The 22,663-nt window shown below is 34.6% G+C and carries 23 protein-coding genes; 20 read left to right on the plus strand and 3 right to left on the minus strand.

The genetic code is table 11. From position 1 onward, the window contains the following. The 7 genes from C7J89_RS03120 (at position 1) to bioB (ending at position 7,996) form a co-directional block, all read left to right on the plus strand. A complete protein-coding gene (locus C7J89_RS03120) occupies positions 1–768 on the plus strand; it encodes a thiazole synthase (protein ID WP_061853808.1) in 768 nt (255 codons plus the stop codon). Continuing rightward, positions 768–1,766 (plus strand): ThiF family adenylyltransferase, encoded by a 999-nt coding sequence (locus tag C7J89_RS03125; protein WP_170066457.1) that lies wholly within the window; start codon positions 768–770, stop codon positions 1,764–1,766. Before C7J89_RS03120 ends, C7J89_RS03125 begins: the two co-directional genes overlap by 1 nt. A gap of 231 nt (positions 1,767–1,997) precedes the next feature. Beyond that, a complete protein-coding gene (locus tag C7J89_RS03130; RefSeq protein ID WP_061853807.1) occupies positions 1,998–3,257 on the plus strand; it encodes an MFS transporter in 1,260 nt (419 codons plus the stop codon). A gap of 244 nt (positions 3,258–3,501) precedes the next feature. Continuing rightward, positions 3,502–4,548, plus strand: coding sequence for an ornithine carbamoyltransferase (gene argF, locus C7J89_RS03135; protein ID WP_170066438.1), 1,047 nt, complete (start codon positions 3,502–3,504; stop codon positions 4,546–4,548). A gap of 300 nt (positions 4,549–4,848) precedes the next feature. Next, positions 4,849–5,697: an AhlS family quorum-quenching N-acyl homoserine lactonase gene (gene ahlS, locus C7J89_RS03140; protein WP_106884386.1), complete on the plus strand. Its 849-nt coding sequence runs from the start codon at positions 4,849–4,851 to the stop codon at positions 5,695–5,697. Positions 5,698–5,740: 43 nt separating this feature from the next. Beyond that, positions 5,741–6,874, plus strand: a complete 1,134-nt coding sequence (locus C7J89_RS03145; RefSeq protein WP_103295640.1) for a zinc-dependent alcohol dehydrogenase family protein — start codon at positions 5,741–5,743, stop codon at positions 6,872–6,874. Between the two features lie 135 nt (positions 6,875–7,009). Then, on the plus strand, positions 7,010–7,996 hold the full coding sequence (gene bioB / locus C7J89_RS03150; RefSeq protein WP_103295641.1) for a biotin synthase BioB: 987 nt from the start codon (positions 7,010–7,012) through the stop codon (positions 7,994–7,996). Positions 7,997–8,047: 51 nt separating this feature from the next. Here the strand turns inward: bioB and C7J89_RS03155 are convergent, their stop codons facing one another. Beyond that, complete coding sequence (locus C7J89_RS03155) at positions 8,048–9,244, minus strand: ROK family transcriptional regulator (RefSeq protein WP_103295642.1); 1,197 nt, start codon at positions 9,242–9,244, stop codon at positions 8,048–8,050. Between the two features lie 134 nt (positions 9,245–9,378). On the opposite strand from C7J89_RS03155, the gene C7J89_RS03160 reads away from it, so the two are divergent. From C7J89_RS03160 to C7J89_RS03210, 11 genes are all read left to right on the plus strand, one after another. Further along, positions 9,379–10,707: a PTS sugar transporter subunit IIC gene (locus tag C7J89_RS03160; protein WP_103295643.1), complete on the plus strand. Its 1,329-nt coding sequence runs from the start codon at positions 9,379–9,381 to the stop codon at positions 10,705–10,707. A 24-nt stretch (positions 10,708–10,731) separates the two neighbouring features. Next, positions 10,732–11,628 carry a DUF7916 family protein gene (locus C7J89_RS03165; protein ID WP_061853801.1) on the plus strand — a complete coding sequence of 299 codons (897 nt, stop codon included), beginning with the start codon at positions 10,732–10,734 and terminating at the stop codon, positions 11,626–11,628. 14 nt (positions 11,629–11,642) lie between these two features. Further along, the gene (locus C7J89_RS03170) at positions 11,643–11,963 is read left to right on the plus strand and encodes a PTS sugar transporter subunit IIB (protein WP_103295644.1); all 321 of its coding nucleotides are present in this window, start codon (positions 11,643–11,645) and stop codon (positions 11,961–11,963) included. Between the two features lie 28 nt (positions 11,964–11,991). Further along, positions 11,992–12,300 (plus strand): PTS lactose/cellobiose transporter subunit IIA, encoded by a 309-nt coding sequence (locus C7J89_RS03175; RefSeq protein ID WP_199184991.1) that lies wholly within the window; start codon positions 11,992–11,994, stop codon positions 12,298–12,300. Between the two features lie 251 nt (positions 12,301–12,551). After that, positions 12,552–13,346, plus strand: coding sequence for an amino acid ABC transporter substrate-binding protein (locus C7J89_RS03180; protein WP_103295646.1), 795 nt, complete (start codon positions 12,552–12,554; stop codon positions 13,344–13,346). Next, positions 13,330–14,049 carry an amino acid ABC transporter permease gene (locus C7J89_RS03185; protein WP_103295647.1) on the plus strand — a complete coding sequence of 240 codons (720 nt, stop codon included), beginning with the start codon at positions 13,330–13,332 and terminating at the stop codon, positions 14,047–14,049. The genes C7J89_RS03180 and C7J89_RS03185 overlap by 17 nt, the downstream gene beginning before the upstream one ends. Beyond that, positions 14,046–14,777 carry an amino acid ABC transporter ATP-binding protein gene (locus C7J89_RS03190; protein WP_061853796.1) on the plus strand — a complete coding sequence of 244 codons (732 nt, stop codon included), beginning with the start codon at positions 14,046–14,048 and terminating at the stop codon, positions 14,775–14,777. Before C7J89_RS03185 ends, C7J89_RS03190 begins: the two co-directional genes overlap by 4 nt. A gap of 161 nt (positions 14,778–14,938) precedes the next feature. Further along, positions 14,939–16,885, plus strand: coding sequence for a BglG family transcription antiterminator (locus C7J89_RS03195; protein ID WP_307725074.1), 1,947 nt, complete (start codon positions 14,939–14,941; stop codon positions 16,883–16,885). 10 nt (positions 16,886–16,895) lie between these two features. After that, positions 16,896–17,336, plus strand: coding sequence for a PTS sugar transporter subunit IIA (locus C7J89_RS03200; RefSeq protein WP_061853794.1), 441 nt, complete (start codon positions 16,896–16,898; stop codon positions 17,334–17,336). Between the two features lie 5 nt (positions 17,337–17,341). Further along, on the plus strand, positions 17,342–17,626 hold the full coding sequence (locus tag C7J89_RS03205; protein ID WP_103295649.1) for a PTS sugar transporter subunit IIB: 285 nt from the start codon (positions 17,342–17,344) through the stop codon (positions 17,624–17,626). A gap of 23 nt (positions 17,627–17,649) precedes the next feature. Beyond that, positions 17,650–19,002: a PTS ascorbate transporter subunit IIC gene (locus C7J89_RS03210; RefSeq protein WP_061853792.1), complete on the plus strand. Its 1,353-nt coding sequence runs from the start codon at positions 17,650–17,652 to the stop codon at positions 19,000–19,002. Between the two features lie 59 nt (positions 19,003–19,061). Here the strand turns inward: C7J89_RS03210 and panE are convergent, their stop codons facing one another. After that, a complete protein-coding gene (gene panE, locus C7J89_RS03215; RefSeq protein ID WP_061853791.1) occupies positions 19,062–19,979 on the minus strand; it encodes a 2-dehydropantoate 2-reductase in 918 nt (305 codons plus the stop codon). A 306-nt stretch (positions 19,980–20,285) separates the two neighbouring features. Between panE and manA the strand changes: the two genes are divergently transcribed. After that, a complete protein-coding gene (manA, locus tag C7J89_RS03220; protein ID WP_103295650.1) occupies positions 20,286–21,221 on the plus strand; it encodes a mannose-6-phosphate isomerase, class I in 936 nt (311 codons plus the stop codon). A 20-nt stretch (positions 21,222–21,241) separates the two neighbouring features. Further along, complete coding sequence (locus C7J89_RS03225; RefSeq protein WP_103295651.1) at positions 21,242–22,132, plus strand: ROK family protein; 891 nt, start codon at positions 21,242–21,244, stop codon at positions 22,130–22,132. 60 nt (positions 22,133–22,192) lie between these two features. Here the strand turns inward: C7J89_RS03225 and C7J89_RS03230 are convergent, their stop codons facing one another. Beyond that, on the minus strand, positions 22,193–22,651 hold the full coding sequence (locus C7J89_RS03230; RefSeq protein WP_061853788.1) for a threonine/serine exporter family protein: 459 nt from the start codon (positions 22,649–22,651) through the stop codon (positions 22,193–22,195). Positions 22,652–22,663 lie beyond the last annotated feature (12 nt).

Here is a 22,663-nt window from a genome sequence, read left to right on the forward strand (position 1 = left end):
ATGTTTAAAATTGGACAATTTGAAATAAAATCAAGATTATTGCTAGGTACTGGTAAATTTGAAAATGAAACAATACAAACACAAGCAATTAATGCTGCAGAAACTTCGGTTTTAACTTTTGCTGTAAGAAGAATGAATTTGTATGACAAAAACTTACCTAACCCACTAGCGAATATAAATTTACAAGACTACATTACTTTCCCTAATACAGCGGGAGCAAAAACAGCAGAAGAAGCGATTAGAATTGCCGAAATAGCTAATCACGCCGGCGTATGTGACATGATTAAAGTAGAAGTAATTGGGGATGATGAAACATTATTACCTGACCCATTAGCTACGTATGAGGCATGTAAAGTGTTGTTAGAAAAAGGGTACACTGTATGTCCTTATGTATCTAATGACGTCGTATTGGCGAAACGTCTCGTAGAGTTAGGCGTACATGCGATTATGCCGTTAGCATCACCTATTGGTACCGGAAGAGGCATTAATAACCCATTAAATCTACGCTATATTATCGAAAAAGTAGACGTACCAGTCATCGTTGATGCTGGCATCGGCTCTCCTAAAGATGCATGTCATGCGATGGAACTAGGGGCCGATGGCATTTTGTTAAATACTGCTATTTCAAGCGCACAAGATCCTGTGAAAATGGCCGAAGCTATGAAATTAGGTATTCAAGCCGGTAGATTAAGTTATGAAGCGGGCAGAATACCAGTTAAATATACTGCACAAGCTTCAAGCCCTGTAGAAGGTATTGGCTTCCTATGATAACTCGCTATAATCGTCAGACCCGTTATCAACGTTTTGGCGCACCAGGTCAACAATGCTTGCAGACAATGCATGTCATGATCTTTGGTGCAGGTGCGCTTGGTAGTAACATTGCAGAGATGTTAACGCGAATGGGTGTACATGAAATTTCGGTTATTGATATGGATATCGTAGAATTAAGTAATTTACACAGACAAGCATTATATGATGAAGCAGATGCGCAACAAATGTTGCCTAAAGTTGAAGCTTTAAAAAGTAAATTAAATAAAATTAACACGACAGTCAAAATCAATATTCTATATGAAGAACTGACTGCCACAAATATTGAAAAATTATTAAGCGACTCTAATCCAGATATTGTGATGGATGGTATGGATCATTTCGAAATTAGGTATCTTATCAATGAGGCTTGTCATAAATTACAAATTCCTTGGATTTATGGTGCGGCTGTAGGGAGCAAAGGTACGGTTTACGCTATTGATTATAAAGGACCGTGCTTAAAGTGTTTATTACAAGCAGTACCAAGTACTGGTGAAAGTTGTGCCATCAACGGCGTCTTACCACCAGTAATTAATCAAGTCGTTAGTATGCAAGTGTCAGAACTGATGCGTTATGTGGCCGGTGAAGGATTTTCAAAAAAGTTAATTACGATTGATACGTTTGATTTAAAACAACAAGCAATTAATATCGATAGCTTGAAAAATGATCGATGCCACGTTTGTAAACAAGGCGAATATGAATTGTTGAATAAAACTCGGTCTAGTCAAATCGAATCAATGTGTGGCGATGCATATTTATTTAGATTTAAGAGACAGGCATTTGATTATGCAACCTATTTCCCAGGTCATATTATTAAAGAAAATGCATTTGCTAAGTTAATTCAATATAAAGATGTGAATTGTACACTCTTTAAAGATGGGCGTATGAATGTGCATGGTATTGAAGATGATTCTACAGCACGACAATTATATGAAGAATTTAATAAACAATTAAAATAGATGAATATAAAAAGAGCGATAAGTAGCTAAATAAACTTATCGTTCTTTTTTATTGTGAAAATAATGAAATGGCAAAAACGAAAATAAATGAAAATAAACAAAAACAAGTTTGCATTATAAGAAAAAATGAAATAGAATATAATAAACAAATGAAAGCGTTTTCTAAAACAAGATAAATGCATAACTTTCTGTTATTTGGAAAACGTAAATGATAAAGGGGTGTCGTTACTTATGCATAATAAATTAGAAAAAATGGGTATGCCGCCAACATTACTTTGGGGATACATTGGCGTGCTTATCTTTATGATGGGTGATGGTTTAGAACTTGGTTGGATAAGTCCATATTTACAAGAACATGGATTATCGGTACAACAAACAGCAGCCTTAACTACGTGTTATGGTGTTACGATAGCGATTGGCTCATGGCTTTCAGGTGTTTTAGTGGAAGTTATAGGACCGAGAAAAGTTATGTTAATTGGGACAACACTATATATTATAGGACATGCGGTCTTTGCTGGTATTGCGGTACCTTCAGAAGAATTTGGGCTAATGATTCCTACATATGCGATTAGAGGGTTCGGTTATCCATTATTTGCATATTCATTCTTAGTTTGGGTAGCTTACCGTTCTCCACAAAAACGTTTAGGTGCAGCCGTAGGTTGGTTCTGGTTCGTCTTTACAGGTGGTTTAAGTGTATTAGGTTCATTCTATTCTTCATTTGCAATTAAACAAATTGGCTACTTTGGAACTTTATGGACTGCTATTATTTGGGTACTTATTGGAACAGTACTTGCCGTATTTGTAAATAGAGATAAATTTTCATTAGAAGATCGTGAAGGCGGCGCTAAAGAACATATGAGAGAAATCTTCGCGGGTATTTCTATTTTATATAGAGAGCCACGCGTAGCTGTGGCATGTATTGTGCGTATTATTAACCAAGCAGCACAATATGCATTTCCATTATTCTTACCACTCTATTTATCTAAAAGAGGAATTGAAACAACGACTTGGTTGAATATTTGGGGAACAATTTTTATCGCCAATATTATCTTTAATTTAATTTTTGGTGCATTAAGTGACAAAATTGGTTGGAAAAATACGATTAGCTTTATCGGTGGTGTAGGCTGTGCGGTCTTTACATTAGGCTTATACTTCTTACCAGATTTATTTACAGGCAATGTCTTTGTAGTCGGTCTTGTCGGCTTCTTATGGGGTATGTGTTTAGCAGGATTCGTACCAATCTCTGCATTAGTACCATCACTTGTTGGTGAAGGAGATAAAGGACCGGCTATGGCAATATTAAACTTGGGTGCAGGTCTATGTGTATTCGCAGGACCAGGACTTGTTTACTTATTCTATAGCACAATTGGTGTCAAAGGTATGATGTTCCTTATTTTCGGTCTTTATGCAGCTAGTGCAATTATGACACGGTTTTTAAAAACACCAGAAGAACGAGCTCGCAATAGTAAAAGAAAACAAGCAACTTCTTAATAAAATATTCAAAAAAGATGAGTGCCAACACTCATCTTTTTTATGTTTTGATGTATATAAAACTGTGTATTATAACACTTTGTTTATAATTAGTTGTTAACAAGAATGTTGTTATTAGCTGATTTGTATTGGAGTTTGACGAGACTCGTTTAAACATCTTTATTAAATAATATACAATAAAGAGTATAAATATACTTGATTTTTATAACTTCTATCGTTATGATAGTAAGTAATCTTACAAATATTGGAGAGTGATTTAGATGGGGCGTACACAACAACACTAAAACAATTGCAAGACTTTAAAGGTAAAAGCTTTTTAAAAACTTGTGATTTTACTTATGATGAATTAACTACATTAATAGATTTCACAGGTGAATTAAAAGAAAAGAAAAACAGAGGGATTCCACATCCATATTTAAAAGGAAAAAACTTAGCGCTACTTTTTGAAAAACCATCTACTCGTACACGTTCGGCATTCAGTGTTGCAGCATTTGATTTAGGTGCTACGGCTGAATACTTTGGTCAAGGTGATATTCATTTAGGTGCAAAAGAATCTACAGAAGATACTGCTAAAGTGTTAGGAAGAATGTATGATGGTATCGAGTTTAGAGGTTACAATCAATCTGATGTAGAAATGTTAGCGAAATATGCCAATGTGCCAGTATGGAATGGTTTAACAAATGAATGGCATCCGACACAAATGATTGCTGATTTCTTTACGTTGAAAGAAAATTGGGGCACTTTTGAAGGTAAAACTTTAACATATGTAGGAGATGCACGTAATAATGTAGCACATGACTTATTAGTTACTGGTGCAATCTTAGGTGTTAATATTAATATTGCTGCACCAAAAGATTTACAACCACACGATGATATTCAACAAATGGCGCAACAATATGCACAACAGTCTAATAGCAAAATATTAATTACTGAGGATATCAAAGAGGCGGTGTATCAAACTGATGCACTATATACAGATGTTTGGTTCTCTATGGGTGAAGATCACTCTGTATACCAACAACGTATAGAGCAGTTATTGCCATATCAAATCAATAGTGCGATGTTAGCCAATACATGTAATCCTGATATTATAGTGTTGCATTGCTTACCTGCTTTCCACGACTTGAATACACAAGTTGGCGCAGAAATTTTTGAAAAGTTTGGTATTAAAGAAATGGAAATTAGCGATGAAGTGTTCCGCGGAGATCATTCAGTAGTATTTGATCAAGCTGAGAATAGATTACATTCAATCAAATCAATTTTATCTGTAACATTAGGCGATGTTTTTTAAAGTTAAATAGTAAGTTAAAGGGTTCTGGGACATATTATTGTCTTCAGGCTCTTTTTTTATATTTGGTAGTAGATGAAAAAATTGAAAATGTGCTGGTATCAAGCCGCTTTCAACTCTAGTCATCATTGCCGGGACATGAATACAAATTATTCTTTTAGAATAAGAATTTTGTTTCACTACCTTTTTAATATTTCAATAAATAATAAATAATTTAATTTAAAAGTTAAAAAATGTACATCTATTTGTAAACGCTTACATAAAAGTGTAAAATATAACTATAAATCTAAGGAGATGATAGTTATGGTGAACTACAATAAAGAACGTATGAAGATTTATGTTTTAGACAATGGTCGCATGAAGATGGATAAAAATTTAATGATTGCCAATTCGAACCAAGCTACGTTAGATCATCCAGAAGCTCCTAATGAAATGCATGAATTTCCTATTTATACTGTATTTATTGATCATCCAGAGGCAAAGATATTATTTGATACTGCATGTAATCCTAATGCTATGGGAGAAAATGGTAGATGGATTAATGCCACACAAAAAGCATTTCCATATTTTGCCGACGAATCTTGTCATTTACCTAATAGATTAGAACAAATAGGGATTGACCCTAAAGAAGTAGATTTTGTAGTTGCGTCACATTTACATTTAGACCATGCCGGTTGTTTAGAGTATTTTACTAATGCAACAGTAATTGTACATGACGATGAATTAAGCGGTACTATGAAGACTTATGCACGTAACCAACAAAAAGGTGCATACATATGGGCGGATATAGATGCGTGGATAAAAAATAACTTAACTTGGAAAACAATTCAAAAAGAGGATGACAACATTAAATTAGTTGATGGCGTCAAAGTCTTAAATTTTGGGAGTGGACACGCATGGGGCATTATTGGCTTAGAGATAGAAAGTGCTGAACTAGGTACAATAATTTTAGCGTCTGATGCTATATATACTAAAGAAAGTATGGGCAATCCTCCTAAACCACCAGGCATTTTATATGATTCTATTGGCTGGACAAAATCAGTAGAAAAAATTAAAAAACTTGCCGACGAGAAAAATGCTCAAATTTGGTTTGGTCATGATGGTGAACAATTTGAAGGATTCCGTAAATCAACAGAAGGGTATTATGAATAGTAACATTCACTTTTATTAATGCTTGAAAAGGGAGAGATTGACTATGAAGACAAGAGCAGCAGTGCTACACGAAATGGGTGCCACTACGCCTTATTCAGAAAGTAAACCATTAACTATTGAAACATTAGAGTTAACTGAGCCACAAGAAAACGAAGTGTTAATAAAGATTAAAGCGACGGGTTTATGTCATTCTGACTTATCAGTAATTAATGGTAGTAGACCAAGACCTATGCCTATGGTATTAGGGCATGAAGCAGCTGGTGAAATTATTCAAATAGGTGACCGAGTAACTGACTATGAAGTAGGTGACCATGTAGTTTGTACATTTATACCAAGTTGTGGACATTGTATTCCATGTAAAGAAGGACGACCTGCTTTGTGTGAAACAGGTGCAGCGTCAAATGCAACTGGTGAAATGATAGAAGGTGGCTATCGTTTACAATCGGAAAATGATGATGTCATGCATCATCTATTAGGCGTAGCTGGATTTTCTGACTATGCTGTTGTTTCTACTAATTCTATTGTGAAAGTAGATAAAGATATTCCATTTGAAAAAGTTGCAATCTTCGGTTGTGCTGTTATTACAGGTATCGGAGCAGTAATTAATACAGCTCAAGTCCGTTCAGGAAGTACCGTTGCCGTAATAGGGTTAGGCGGTATAGGATTAAATGCGATTATGGGTGCCAAATTAGCTGGTGCAAGTGAAATTATTGCTTTAGATATTAATGAAGATAAATTTGATTTAGCTAAAAAGCTAGGTGCTACTGCGGTGTTTAACTCTAGCGATGATAATATTGTTGAAGCAGTTAAAGATTATGTACAAGGCGGAGTCGACTTTGCGTTCGAAACAGCTGGTGTGGTACCTGCCATGGATGTCGCCTACAAAATAACAAAAAGAGGTGGCACAACAACATCGACTGGATTACCTGACCCGAAACATGAATTTGCCTTTCCGCAAGTTACATTGGCAGCGGAAGAAAGAACGATTAAAGGTTCTTATGTCGGAAGTTGTGTGCCGGATAGAGACATTCCACATTTTATTAAATTATATAAACAAGGACGTTTACCAGTAGACCAATTACTAACAGATACATTGCCACTCGATGATATCAACGAAGGTTTCGATCGTTTGGCACGAGGTGAAGCGGCGCGTTTAGTCGTGACCATGGATAATTAATATATAACGGAGTCTGAGATCTAATATTATCTCAGACTTTTTTAGTGAAAAAGGCTAATATATTTAAATGTAAACTTAATTTTATTTTAAGTTTACATTTGTGCTATAATCTATATATCTTAAGGGGGAAGATATATGAATTTAGCTAATAATATTTTAGCAGGAGAACAGTTAACAAAAGAACAAGCCTATGAAATTTATACTAATCATGATATCGAAACAATGGAACTAGTAAATGAAGCTTATAAATTGAGACATCATTATTATGGTAAAAAAGTGAAATTAAATATGATTTTAAATGCCAAAAGTGGAATATGTCCTGAAGATTGTGGTTACTGTGGCCAGTCTAGAGACATGAAACATAAAGAGCGTTACGCTTTAGTCTCTCAAGAAGAAATAGAAAAAGGAGCCGCAGCTGCCGATGAAAATAATATAGGTACTTATTGTATTGTAATGAGTGGCAGAGGGCCGAGTAATAAAGAAGTTGATCATATCTCACGTACGGTAGAAAATATTAAACTCAATCATCCGCAACTTAAAATTTGCGCGTGTTTAGGTTTAGCTAATGAACAACAAGCGGCACAACTTAAGGCTGCTGGCGTAGATCGTTATAATCATAACCTTAATACGAGTGAACGTTATCATGGAGAAGTCGTTTCGACGCATACATATGAACAACGAGTTAATACTGTTGAAGTTATGAAACAAAATAATATTTCTCCTTGTTCGGGTGTGATTTGTGGCATGGGTGAAACTGATGAAGACAGAATAGATATGGCTTTTGCTCTAAAAGAAATCGACGCTGATAGCATACCGATAAATTTCTTACATCCAATTAAAGGGACAAAATTTGGAACTATGGACGAACTGACGCCAATGATTTGTTTACGCATTTTGGCAATGTTTAGATTAATTAATCCAACTAAAGAAATTCGTATTGCAGGTGGACGAGAAGTTAACTTACGTTCCTTACAATCAACAGCTTTATTAGTCGCTAATTCAATCTTCGTGGGTGATTATTTAATTACAGGTGGCCAACCTAATAAATTAGATTACGATATGATTCAAGATATGGGATTTGAAATTGATTATGGTTTTAACGAATTAGCACAACAAGAATAATAAAATCGAGTAGCTTAACGAATGCTTTATTCGCTAAGCTACTTTTTTAAATTAGTGAGACCAAATCAACGCATGGAACAAGGCTAGTGTTGCTGCGCCACGTGCACCATTTGTTACATCATAAGGAATGATGTCAAAATCAATCTCCGGTAAACCGTGGTATAAATTTTTATAACTTAAATACTCAGTCAAAATTTGATGCGTGATCATCTCGTTAAATAAAGGACCATGTAAATAAATCTTTGAGGTGTCTATTAACATTGATAAATTATTTAAAGTAATGACTACCGCATTAATCGCGTCTTCGATGATTTGTGTAATAGCCGTATCACCTAAGCGATATGCTTCAGCGATGTTAGAAAGTGTTATATCGGTAGAATCTGCGACTAATTTCTTTAAAATGGAATGTTGGTTTTGATGATAACTATGTTGTGCTTTTTTTATTATATTGAAGCCACCCAAATAATTTTGTAGGCAACCAAATCTACCACATTCACACTGCTCACCATGCGGATAGACAATCGTATGGCCGATTTCACCTACAGAGAAGTTGTTGACGCCATATAAACTTTCGTTATAAATACTTGATGAAAAAATCCCTTGTACGGCATGGAAAAACACAAAATTTTCCCCTTTATTAGTTGTAGAGATAAGGTGTTCATACAGACTCATACAATGGACATTATTTTCTAAAAATAGTGGTAACGGTGATTCTTTAATTAAACGACTTAAATCAAATTTTTGCCACTTAGCTGAAGAGGCAATGCATTGATTCTCTTTATCGAAATGGCCCGGTAATGCGATACCTACTGCTTCGATATTTATATTTTGATAGTTTGCTAAACAATTGTTTACTACAGATAATAAGTAATTTATTGCCTCAGCATTGGAATAATTTAAAATTTCAACTTCATGATGTTGTGTCGTTATTACTTCGCCAGCATTATTGATTAGACATAACGTTAAAAAATGACGAGATAATTCTATACCAATATAGTAACTATGATTATTAGTAATTGATAACGTTACTTTTTTGCGACCGGCACGATTTTTTGATTTTGAGTCGTTATCAGTTAAACTATTAGCTTCAATTACTCCTTCGCTTATAAGTTCGCCAGTTACTGCAGTAGTCGTCGCTGGCGTAATCCCAGTATTGTGGGCGATATCTTTTCGTGATATTGGTCCTCGTAAATATAATTCATTTAAAATTTTCCCACGGATTTCTTTTTGTTTGTCAGTCATAGTCATAACAATCCCACCATTATAGTATCGATATAGTTATTAAGATTATAACAGGATAAGTGTACATTGACACTTAATTAATTATAAAATATAATTAATTAAACTTGTGAAATCGCTTACATTAAGTGGAGGTGTATAGAATGAGTAAATTTAATGATGCATTAGAAAAACATTTGCTTCCGGTAGCTTCTAAATTAGGCTCGAATAAAATATTAATTTCTTTGCGTGACGGTATTATCGTAGCAATGCCATTAATTATTATCGGCTCTATCTTTTTAGTTATTAGCGGTATTGCTATTCCGGGGTGGATAGAATGGCTAACGTCTACGGGTATTTTAGAGTATTTAACAAAGGCAGTAAACGGAACATTTGGATTGATGGGCTTAGTAGCTTGTTTCGGTGTAGCGCATAGTATCGCCAAACAATATAATACTGATGGCGTATCGGCAGGAATCATTTCTATGGCTGCATTTTTAGTCGTTACACCTAATGTAATGACAGGTGGTAAAAAGCCAGAAGAAGCGATTCCACAAATTTATATGGGTAGTCAGGGATTATTTGTCGCTTTAATTATTGGTATTATTTCAGGACTTATTTTCCAATGGTTTATTAATAGAGACATTAAAATAAAAATGCCTGATCAAGTACCACCGGCAGTTTCTAAAAGTTTTAGTGCCTTAATTCCCGGTGCAGTCATTATCATTTTATGGCTATGTGTTTATGTGGCATTAGATTTATTGCCGTTTGGCAACATACACAAGTTGATTATTAATACGTTGGGTGTACCGTTAAGTTTCCTAGGTGGTTCACTAATTGGAACAATTATCTTAGTTGGACTTAATAGTATGTTCTGGTTCGTTGGTATACATGGTGCGAATGTCGTCAATGCTGTTATGCAACCGATTTGGTTAAAAAACATTGATGAAAATCGTTTAGCATACCAAGCACATCCTAACGGAGATTTGCCACATATTATTACGCAACCATTTATCGATAATTTTGTATTTATGGGTGGTAGTGGTTCGACAATAGGACTCATTGTCGTCATAGCTGTACTTGCTCTAAAACATCGTGCAAGTAAAGTAACAAAAATGATGGCGCCATTAACATTTATACCGGGTTTATTTAATATTAACGAACCTACGATGTTTGGCATTCCAGTCGTATTAAATATAAGACTTATCGTACCGTTTGTTTTGGCACCAATGATCAATGCGACGATAACTTATACTGCGATGTCGACAGGTTTAGTACATCTAACGAATGGCACAGCAATGCCTTGGACGATGCCCCCAATTTTAAGCGGCTTTTTAGCAACGGGTCATATTAGTGGTTCACTCGTACAAATTGTCTGTATAATTATCGATATTTTGCTATATTATCCATTTTATCGAGCGATGGAAAAATACAATATTATCGCTGAACAAGAAGAACAAAGCCAAGTAACTGAAGGAAATAAAAACAATTAACTTAAATTTTAGGAGGCTATTACAATGGTAAAAAGATTAATAAGCGCCAATGCATCAGAAATTTTACAAATGTCACCTACAGAATTGAAACAAAGTATTAAAGCTAGTGACGGTAGGGTTATTTTAGCGGAAAATGTTGTTACAAGAACGCCCGTAATTCCAGATATTACCAATGCTGAGTTATCTCGTGCTTTTGGAGCGGATTTAATTTTATTAAATGGGTTAGATGCCCTAGAACCAAAAGTGGTTAACGTCGATGAAGATAAACAGGTAGTTGAAGAGTTGAAACGTTTAGTAGGACGACCAATTGGAGTTAATCTTGAACCAGTTGATGAAGTAGCAAATATGGCTGAAGAAAAATTAAATATAGCTGAAGGACGTCAAGCGAATACGAAAACAGTACAAGCTATTGAGCAGTTAGGATTAGATTTTGTCTGTATGACAGGAAACCCAGGAACGGGTGTTACAAATGAAAAAATAGTAGGGGCAATAGACAATACACATAAACATTTCTCTGGATTGATTATAGCGGGAAAAATGCATAGTGCAGGGGTAGATGAACCAGTCATCACGACAGAATACGTAGAAAAATTTATTAATGCTGGTGCAGATATTATTCTTGTTCCATCTATTGGAACTGTACCTGGTTTTGATGAACATCAACTTAAAGAAATAGTTAAAGCGGTCCATCAAAATGGTGGCCTCGTGATGTCTGCAATAGGTACGAGTCAAGAAAGTTCTGATCCGAGCACAATTCGAGACTTTGCTATTAAAAACAAAATTTGTGGGGTAGATATTCAACATATTGGTGACGCTGGTTATGGTGGATTGGCTCCGGTTGATAATATTTTTGAAATGAGCAAAGCAATACGAGGACAAAGACACACTGTTTCCATGGTGGCACGTTCTATTAATAGATAAAGGATGGGATGAAGATGGCTGAAAAAACAATAATGTTAGTTTGCGCTGCAGGTATGAGTACAAGTATGTTAGTGAAGAAAATGGAAGAAGCGGCAAGTAACCAAGGTTTAGAACGTGAAATTTTTGCGGTGTCTACTTCTGATGCAGATGATCATATAAACAATAAAGATATAGATGTCTTGTTGTTAGGACCACAAGTACGATATAAAAAAGATGAATTTGAACAACGAGCAAGTGGGCATAATATTCCCGTAGAAGTTATACCTATGACAGATTACGGTACGATGAATGGCGAAAATGTTATTAAATTAGCAGAGCAATTGATGTCTCATTAAGGTGGTGTCTTAATTGGAAGAAAATAAAATGACGGAACAAGCAATGTCATTAATCGCATTTGGTGGTGATGCCAAAAGCAGTGCGATGGAAGCTATTTATGCTGCCAAAAAAGGTGATTTCGACAATGCCGAACAAAAAGTGGCACAAGCGCAACAATCACTAACGGAGGCACATCAAATTCAAACAACTATGCTAACAGAAGAAGCGCAAGGTCATCACCATGAACTTACGTTGTTAACGGTGCATAGTCAAGACCATTTAATGACAGCAATCGCCTTCAATGACATTGCTAAAGAAATGATTGATTTATATAAAGAAGTAAAAGGACAAAATTAAATAATTAGGGTGTATTTGAACAGCAATTTTATATGTCAGTAAAGACTATGACGTAACTATGTCATAGTCTTTTTTGATATATAATTATAAATAAGCGTAGCGTAACACCATTTATAACAATAAAATTTGTCTAAATAATTAAGCGCAATTAAAAAAGTTGTGTAATTTTTAAAAATTTTTGTTGACTATTTATATGGATGGGGCTAAAATATTTTTAATCTGATAAGAATAATAGGAATAGAGGTAATGTGATGAAGAAGATTCTTTTTGGTTTATTAGCTTTAGTTATTGTTGTGGCGGTAGCTGCTTGTGGTAATAATAGCTCTAATAAAAAAAGCAGTGAAACTAAAACAGTTGGTAAAGAAAAAACATTTGTCGTAGGGACAGAGGGAACATATGCACCATTCTCATACCATGATAAAAACGACAAATTAACTGGTTATGACGTTGACGTGATGAAAGCAGTAGCGAAAGAAATGGGTTATAAAGTTAAATTTAAAGAAACACAATGGGATTCAATGTTTGCAGGTTTAGATTCTGGTCGTTTCAATGTTATAGCGAACCAAGTTGGTATTAATGACGAACGTAAAGAAAAATATCAATTTTCAGAGCCATACACATATTCTGAAGCAGTATTAGTAGTGAACAAAAACAATAAAAATATTAAATCATTCGACGACGTTAAAGGTAAAAAATTAGCACAAACATTTACGTCTAACTATGGTAAGTTAGCGAAATCAAAAGGTGCTGAATTAACTAAAGTTGACGGTTTCAACCAAGCTATGGATTTATTACAATCTAACCGAGTTGAAGGTACATTTAATGACAATATTTCATATTTAGATTATAAAAAGCAAAAACCAAATGCTAAGGTTAAAGCAATCGAAGGCAATGCAGAAAAAAGCCAATCTGCACTAACTTTCACTAAAAAAGAAGATAAACAGACAATTGAAAAAGTGAACAAAGCAATTAAAAAGCTAAAAGATAATGGCGAATTAGCAAAAATAAGTAAGAAATGGTTCGGCGCAGATGTTTCTAAACCTTAACCATGAACAACAACACGCTTTAAACGCAGCAGGACAAGCATTTGGTCCTATGTTGGAAGGACTTGTAAAATATTCTATTCCAATTACGTTAGTTACTTTCGTACTTGGTTTAATTATCGCCCTATTTACGGCGTTGATGAGAATATCTACAAGCCGTGTGTTGAGAGGAATTGCTAGAGTTTACATTTCAATTATTCGCGGAACACCTATGATTGTACAACTATTTATTATCTTTTATGGTATACCTGAACTGGGTAGACTTATTACTAATAATTCCGATAGTCAGTGGACTTTAGCACCAGTAGTCGCGGCGATTATTGGCTTATCGTTAAATGTAGGTGCTTATGCTTCAGAGATTATCCGTGGTGGTATTTTATCTATACCTAAAGGACAAACAGAAGCTGCATACTCTATTGGAATGAATTACAGACAAACAGTGCAACGTATCGTATTGCCTCAAGCAATTCGCGTTTCTGTACCTGCACTAGGCAATACATTTCTAAGTTTAATCAAAGATACATCGCTCTTAGGTTTTATCTTAGTGGCAGAAATGTTCAGAAAAGCCCAAGAAGTTGCATCTACGACTTATGAATATTTAACAATATATATATTAGTAGCTTTATTATATTGGGTTGTATGTTTCATCATATCCATCATACAAAACTACTATGAATCTTATCTCGAAAGAGGGTATCGCTCATGATTGAATTACAAAATATAAAAAAATCGTTCGGCGATACTGAAGTAATCAAAGGCATTGATTTAACTGTAGAACAAGGTGAAGTTGTGACTTTAATAGGAAGATCTGGTTCTGGGAAGACAACATTATTACGTATGATAAATGCATTGGAATTACCTTCTTCAGGTGCGGTTTATGTCGACGGTAAAACATATAGTAATGACGACAAAAAATCACAAATTGCAGTGCGCCAAAAGTCTGGCATGGTTTTCCAAAGTTATAATTTATTTCCGCATAAAACGGCTTTAGAAAATGTAATGGAAGGGCTAATAACTGTTAAAAAGGTGAAAAAAGCCGAGGCAGAAAAACAATCTTTAGCACTATTAGCTAAAGTGGGTCTTACTGAAGTCAAACACCAACGACCTAATGCGTTATCGGGTGGACAACAACAACGTGTGGCAATTGCTAGAGCATTGGCAATGAATCCACAAGTTATGTTGTTTGATGAACCAACATCTGCATTGGATCCAGAGCTAGTTAATGATGTATTAAATGTTATAAAAGAACTAGCCAATGAAGGTATGACAATGGTAATAGTAACGCATGAAATGCGTTTTGCTAAAGAAGTATCTAATAAAATTGTATTTATCCACGATGGATATATTGGTGAACAGGGTGCACCGCAACAAATTTTAAATCATCCTCAAACAAATGAATTACAACGGTTTTTAAACGTTATAAGAGAAGTCTAGTGCAATGTCGCGCTAGGCTTTTTTATTTTGCTTATTTTATTACACTTATAATATAAATAACGTTGAGTAAAATGGATGTGCAATATTTCGGAAGTTTAAACGAACCACATTACACATCTATAAATATAAGTAAGCGTTTACAATATAAGTGTGAGGAGGCAATGCAGTTGCTAAGTATGAGACAACGACAAATTCTTGATTTTGTATCTACACAAGGACATTATGTTTCAGTTCATGATTTAGCTGAAAAGTTTCAAGTTTCAGAACGGGCTATCCAATATGATATTGAATTCATTGAATCTATGACTGACGTATTACATATAACTTTAGAAAGAGATAAAGCGAATGGTATTAAAATAGTTGCTATGCAACAACACATTCCTAATACTAAAACATCTCATAATAGGGTTATACATTATGCGAAAAATGAAAGGATACTATATATTATTTTAAAACTTTTTGAGTCATCACAACCTACGTCCTCACAAGCATTTGCGGAAATGGTGTCAGTTTCACGCAGAACTATCGTAGAAGATTTAAAAGATGTTCAAAAGTGGTTGGACGAACAATCATTAGCTTTAACATATGTAAAGAACAAAGGATTTATTATTGAAGGTGATGAGCACAACTTTAGAAAAGCGTATGCTGCCCGCGTAAATGAATATTTTGATACGCACACCCACCAAATTGGAAATCAATTGTTTTCCAGTCAAGATTTAAAACAAATTCGATTAACTGTTACTTCAATCTTAATGGAACATCAATATCAATTAGTTCAAAGTGCTATTGATGGTTTGATTTATCATATTTTGATTGCGATACATCGTACAAAAGAAGATTACACCTTTAAAATTCCAAAATCAGAATATGAGCGCCTCTCGCAAACTGATCAGTTTCAAATAGCAACAGTTATAGCACAGAAATTGGAAGCTATATTTGATATTCAATTTCCAACGAGTGAAGCAGCCTTTATTACATTGCATCTACTAGGTGCAAAGAGCGCTGAGGAAAATATGATGATTGAACGAACGGACAATTTAGAACTGTACATTCTCAAACTTATTGAGTATATGAGTGGCGAACTCGGCGTCGATTTGATGTCGGACAATAAATTGTTAAATGGTCTACTCGTACATCTGCAACCGGCAATTTATCGAATGAAGTTCAATATGAGTCATGACAACCCGTTGCTGGAAGAAATTCAAACACAGTATAGGCATATTGTGGACGCGTTAAATAGACATCTTAATGCGATTGAATTAGCATATGATATGCATTTCGATGATCATGAAATTGCTTATATTACATTACATTTTGCATCGGCTATCGAACGCGGTTCATCATTAAAAAGAAAATCGATAAAAGTCGTTTTATTATGCGGTTCAGGCATTGGAACTTCACAGTTGTTAAAAAGTAAAATCATCAATATTTATCCAGAATTAGAAGTCGTTGATGCATATTCTGTCTATGAAATTTCAGAGGAGCAATTAAGACATGAAGGTGTAGATTACGTGATTTCAACTGTGCCAGTAAAATCATTATCTGTGCCTGTCATTAATGTTAGTCCGTTTTTGGCCGCAGAAGATCGTCTTAAATTGAATAATATTATTAATGAAGCAAGAGAACAATATGTAAGTAGCATTAAATCAGTGGGTCCAACGTTGAATCAAGTTTTACCTCAAGCAAATATTTTAATTTCGCAGCCGAAAGTAGATCGAGACGCAGCTATTGTTCAAAGTGTAGATTTATTAGTAAAACAAGACATTGTCGGCGAGTCATATGCTAGTGCGATTATCCAACAACTAGATAAATTTGGACCGTATATGGTTATTAGTCCACAAATTGCACTTATCCATGCCAATCATGATCAAGTTAAGCAAGGTGTAGGATTTAGTCTAGTCCATTATGAAGAAGGTATTCGTTTTAATCATAAGCAATATGACCCGGTACGCATTGTAATAACTTTAGCTACCGAGCAACCAAAAATTCACTTAAACGCCTTGAGACAATTAAGTGAACTACTTATGGACGAACAAAAAAGAGCTTCATTATTGCAAGGTGATTTAGCTCAAATTATATCGAGCATTGATGAAGTAAGTAATAAATAGGGGGGAGCCGATGAGCTTAGAAATGTTAACGCCGGATAAAGTTCAAATTAAAGACCAAGTAAATGATTGGTCTGAAGCAATAGATATTGCCTCGCAACCGTTATTGCAGCAAGAGTATTTTGATGAACGCTATATACAAGCAATGATTGATAGTGTGCATAATTTAGGGCCTTATATCGTTATAGCTCCAGAGATTGCAATAGCACATGCAAGACCCGATGAATCGGTTAATAAAGTTGGTTTAAGTTTATTGAAGTTAGAAAATCATATCAATTTTTCTGCAGAAGGACATTATGCTTCATTGATATTTGTATTAAGTGCTGTAGATAACACGAAACACTTAGAAATATTAAAACAATTAGCTCAAGCTTTAGGCGACCAGCAAATTGTTGAACGATTATTACAAACAACAGATAAAAATAAATTAATAAGTATATTAAAAGGAGAATGATAAATATGAAAATTTTAGTAGTTTGCGGACATGGTTTAGGTAGTAGCTTTATGGTTGAAATGAATGCACAAGAGGCATTGAAAAATTTAAATGCCCCTTCAGATATTGAAGTAGAACACAGTGACGTTATGTCGGCAAGTCCAGATATGGCAGATTTATTTATTTGTGGCAGAGACCTTGAAGAAAACACAAAAAATCTCGGAGATGTTTTAGTACTAGATAATATTTTAGACAAAGAAGAGTTACAAACTAAATTAAATGACAAGTTGCAACAACTAGGTAAGTTATAAAAAATTAAACTGGAGGGGATGTTATGAAACCGATTCTAGATTTTATCGTTGATATTTTAAGTCAGCCAGCAATTTTAGTTGCTATGATAGCGTTAGTTGGCTTGATAGTTCAAAAGAAATCAGCTGTAGATGTAACATCAGGGACAATTAAAACGATTTTAGGTTTCCTTGTATTAAGCGCTGGTGCAAATGTAGTTACACAATCCTTAGAACCATTCGGAAAAATATTCCAACACGCTTTTGGTGTACAAGGGGTCGTACCCAATAATGAAGCCATCATTTCTATTGCGTTAAATAAATACGGCACTACAGCGGCATTAATTATGGTATTCGGTATGATTGTGAATATATTAATTGCCAGATTTACTAATTTAAAATATATCTTTTTAACAGGACACCACACTTTTTATATGGCAGCATTTTTAGCTATTTTATTATCAGTAGGCAAAATCACAGGTACTTTAACTGTGATCATTGGTGCAATTATATTAGGTTTAATTATGGCAGTCTTACCGGCGTTGGCACATCCGACGATGAAGAAAATAACGGGTAATAACCAAGTTGCATTAGGTCACTTTGGTACAATTAGTTACTGGGCTGCCGGAGTGGTCGGTAGTCTATTTAAAGGAAAATCTAAATCAACAGAAGACATCAAGTTTCCAAAAAGTTTAGGTTTCTTAAGAGAAAGTACAATTAGTATTTCTATTACAATGACCTTATTGTACTTTATAGCATCACTATTTGCAGGACCTGCATACGTTCATGCTGATATAAGTAAAGGACAAAACTTTATCGTCTTTTCTTTAATACAAGGTGTAACTTTTGCAGCAGGTGTGTTTATTATTTTAACAGGTGTACGTTTGATTTTAGCCGAAATCGTACCTGCTTTTAAAGGTATTTCGGAAAAACTCGTACCAAACACAAAACCAGCATTGGATTGTCCAATTGTTTTCCCTTATGCTCAAAATGCAGTGCTGATTGGGTTCTTCGTTAGCTTTATTGTAGGAGTTATTGGTATGTTTATACTATTCCTGTTCGGCGGAGTTATTATCTTACCGGGTGTTGTAGCACACTTCTTCTTAGGTGCAACAGCAGGCGTTTTTGGTAACGCAAGAGGTGGCATCAAAGGTGCAGTGGCAGGCTCGGCGCTTAACGGTATTTTAATTACTTTCTTACCATTATTATTCTTGCCATTTTTGGGAGATTTAGGAGGCGCTGCTACTACTTTCTCTGATACAGATTTCTTAGCAGTAGGTATAATATTTGGTAACATTGCAAAATACCTAGGCATTATCGGTATTGTAGTATTAGTTGTTATTATTGCGGCAGTGTCGATGCTAATTCAAAAACGTGCAGATCAAAAACAAGCAGAATAATATTTAATAAAAAGTCTGGGATATCTAAAAGATGCCCCAGACTTTTATTGTTCTACTAATTAATTTAACATCTCGTTATAGACGTTCAGATGTTGGTACGCAGAACGTAATAACGGCGCTTCGAAATTGTATTGATGAGCCAAGTTTAGCATATACCCTTGAATGTGATGACCTTCAATATTTAGACCTTTTTCCATGTCTCGTTGCATTGACGTTTTAAAATGATAAGACAAGTTATCTAATGACTTCATGTAATTGTTAACGATATTGTTTGAAATCGGCGCTTGATGTACACGCATTATTTGGGCGACTTCATTGTACATATCTTCAATATACGCTTTGCCACCTTCACTGTCCCTAATAGGTCCTATAGGAGCGTGCATTAACGTAGTAACACTAGACATGACAGTAATCATTAAATATTTATGCCACATATCTTTATTGATATTGTCACTTAATATAATTTTAGCTCGAGTACCGGATAGTGCACTTTCTATCTTTTTAGCACGTTCTGTTTCTTCACCATTCAATTCACCGAAAATGAGTTGATCGAAATCGCTTGTATGATTAACTTCACCTTGTGAATCTAATGTAGTTTCAATTATACATAAGCCGCCGAACACTTTATCTTCACCAAAAGCTTGTTGCAATTTGGCAACATGTGCAATGCCATTGAGTAAAGGTATGATGACTGTTTGCTCTCCAATAAATGGTCTCAAATCTTCAATAGCATTATCTAAGTGATATGCTTTTGTCGATAATAATACGACATCATACGGTTCGGCATTTTCTTCTTTTGTAATTAATTTAGGTGAAAAGACATAGTTACCATTGACGCTATTAATTACCAAACCATTTTCTTTTAATGATGCTTTACGTTTATCACGTACTAGAAAGGTAACGTCTTTACCGCTTTCTGCTAATCGACCGCCAAAATAACCACCGATACCACCAGCACCTAACACTAATATGCGCATGTAGAACACTCCTTTGTTATGTATCAAAAACTTATGCTACTCGTAGTTAACACACTTTTATTAGTTATTAAAATTATTATAATATTATTACCCGTAAAAATGAACAGTTTAACGTTTTTGTATAAATTGTTAATAGTAGGTTATTATTCCATGCACTAAATTTAGCAAGATAAGTTGCTTAAATAGTCTTAACTCATTAAAATGGTAAAGTGGAAAGCGTTTACAATGAGTAGCGATATTAAAAATTAGAATCATACTATTGATAGTATAAATTCACAGTTTAAAGACACAGAAGGAGTGAATGACATGCCATTATTTTTGAAACCTGTATTCCAAGAGCGTATATGGGGTGGCACGAAATTAACTGAATTTGGTTATGATATACCGTATGATAAAACAGGAGAATGTTGGGGCATCTCAGCACATCCAAATGGCGCAAACACGATTTTAAATGGACGTTATAAAGGTTATACGTTAGACCAAGTATGGCAAGAGAATCGTGCACTTTTTGGGAATGACAATAGAGCAGCATTTCCACTATTAACAAAAATATTAGATGCGCAAGATAAATTGTCAGTACAAGTACATCCTGATGATGCGTATGCTAAAGAACATGAAGGTGAATACGGCAAGACAGAGTGTTGGTATATATTAGACGCCGAAGAAGATGCTGAAATTATATATGGTGTTAATGCACAAGATCAAGGGACGTTAAATAAAATGATAGATAATCGTGAATTCGATGAATTATTTAATACTGTAAAAGTACAAAAAGGTGATTTTTACTATGTTCCAGCCGGAACGGTCCATGCTATAGGTAAGGGTATTATGATATTAGAAACGCAACAATCGTCGGATACGACTTACCGTATTTATGATTACGACAGAAAAGATAAAAATGGTGCACAACGTGCATTGCATTTAGACGAAAGTAAAGAAGTTATTGATTTGTCTCAAACTTCACCAAATTCCACGCCAAAAGTGTTAACTAGAGGCGATGAACAGTATACGCAACTCGTAACTAACGCATTTTTTACAGTCGAAAAATGGGATGTCTCACAACAAATTAATTTTGAAAAGCCACAAGAGTACTGTTTAGTTTCTGTTATAGAAGGTTCGGGTGAAATTATAGTAGATGATTACGCCTATGAGGTTGAAAAAGGGGAACATTTTATCTTAACTTCAGAAGATAATGCAATTCAATTTAATGGTGAACTTACTATGATTGTAAGTTATGTCTAAATCGTGGAAGGATGTATACAATGTATAAACTAGCAGTCGATATTGGAGGAACAAAGACAATTGTTGGTGTAATTGATGAGAACATGGAAATTATTGATTTCCAAACTTTTGAAACCATTGCGCCAAATCCTCAACAACAATTTGATAAGATTATTTCGTTAGCTAAAGAATATAAAAGTAACTATGATCAATTGGCGCCTCAAGCATTGAATATTGCTATGCCGGGGCCATGTGAATATAAAGAAGGCATCTTCTTAAATCCACCTAACTTACAACAATATAATGGCTTTAACGCAGGTGATTATATACGTAAACATAGTGATTTTGAACCTGCCTTTGTCAACGATACGGATGCGGCTATTAGAGCTGAATATAGAGACTTAGATGTAAATGAAGATTCATTTATATATTTAACGATAAGTACAGGTATAGGCTTAGCATATATGAATAATGGGAAACCATTAGCAGGCGTTGATGGGAATTTTGGAGAAATTGGTCATACGATTATAAAAACAGATAGTGATTATCAATGTCCTGTATGTAAACAATACGGATGTGTGGAAAATGAAATTTCAGGTTTAGCTATTAGTAGAAAAGCAACTGATATTATGGGCGAGGAAACGTCTACGCGACAAGCTATTGATATGTATATGAATGATGAACATAGTGGCATGACTGCAATGTTGGATGAAGTAATGAAAATGACTCAACAACTTTGTAATAACATTTATAGTTTATATAATGTGTATACAATAGTATTAGGTGGTGGCGTTACGAATAGTGCATTGCCATATAAAGAAAGTATTGAAAGTTATGCCAAAAAGCATAATTTAATGACAGAAGGGGAGTTTAAAGTGAAAATAAGTAACTTAAACTCAAATGTTTTGGCAGGATTATATGATGTAAAATAAAAAAAGATTGGGTATGACTGATGCGCGATTAAACAACGTATCTTACATACTCAATCTTTTTTATAATTTATTCTTTTTAACACGCCAGTATTTGGTAATGTTTAGCGTTTTTGATAACTGATCTGATAATAGTAAGCCTAGAGCGATTGAGCCTGCAATTAAGATAGCTCTAATAAATGTTGTGCCAGCACTAGTGAAATCTAGTGTTACTAGTTGTTGCGTTGCTCGAAAAGCTAAACTACCTGGCACCAAAGGAATAATTCCCGGTATCATAAAAATAACGACTGGAGATTTTAATAAACGACTTAATATTTGGCTAATTAAGCCTAAAGTTAAACTTCCAATTAAACTCGTATAAATAGTATCCATCTGCATGGTTTCAATAAAAATAAAATGTACCATATATCCTGAAGCACCTGCTAAACCGGCAGGTATAAATAATTTCTTAGGTGCATCGTAAATAAATGCGAAAAAGTATGAAGCGGTAAAACTAAAGAAAAAAGAGAATGCGAATGTCATTACGATACCTCC

Source organism: Staphylococcus kloosii (assembly GCF_003019255.1).
GTDB lineage: Bacteria > Bacillota > Bacilli > Staphylococcales > Staphylococcaceae > Staphylococcus > Staphylococcus kloosii.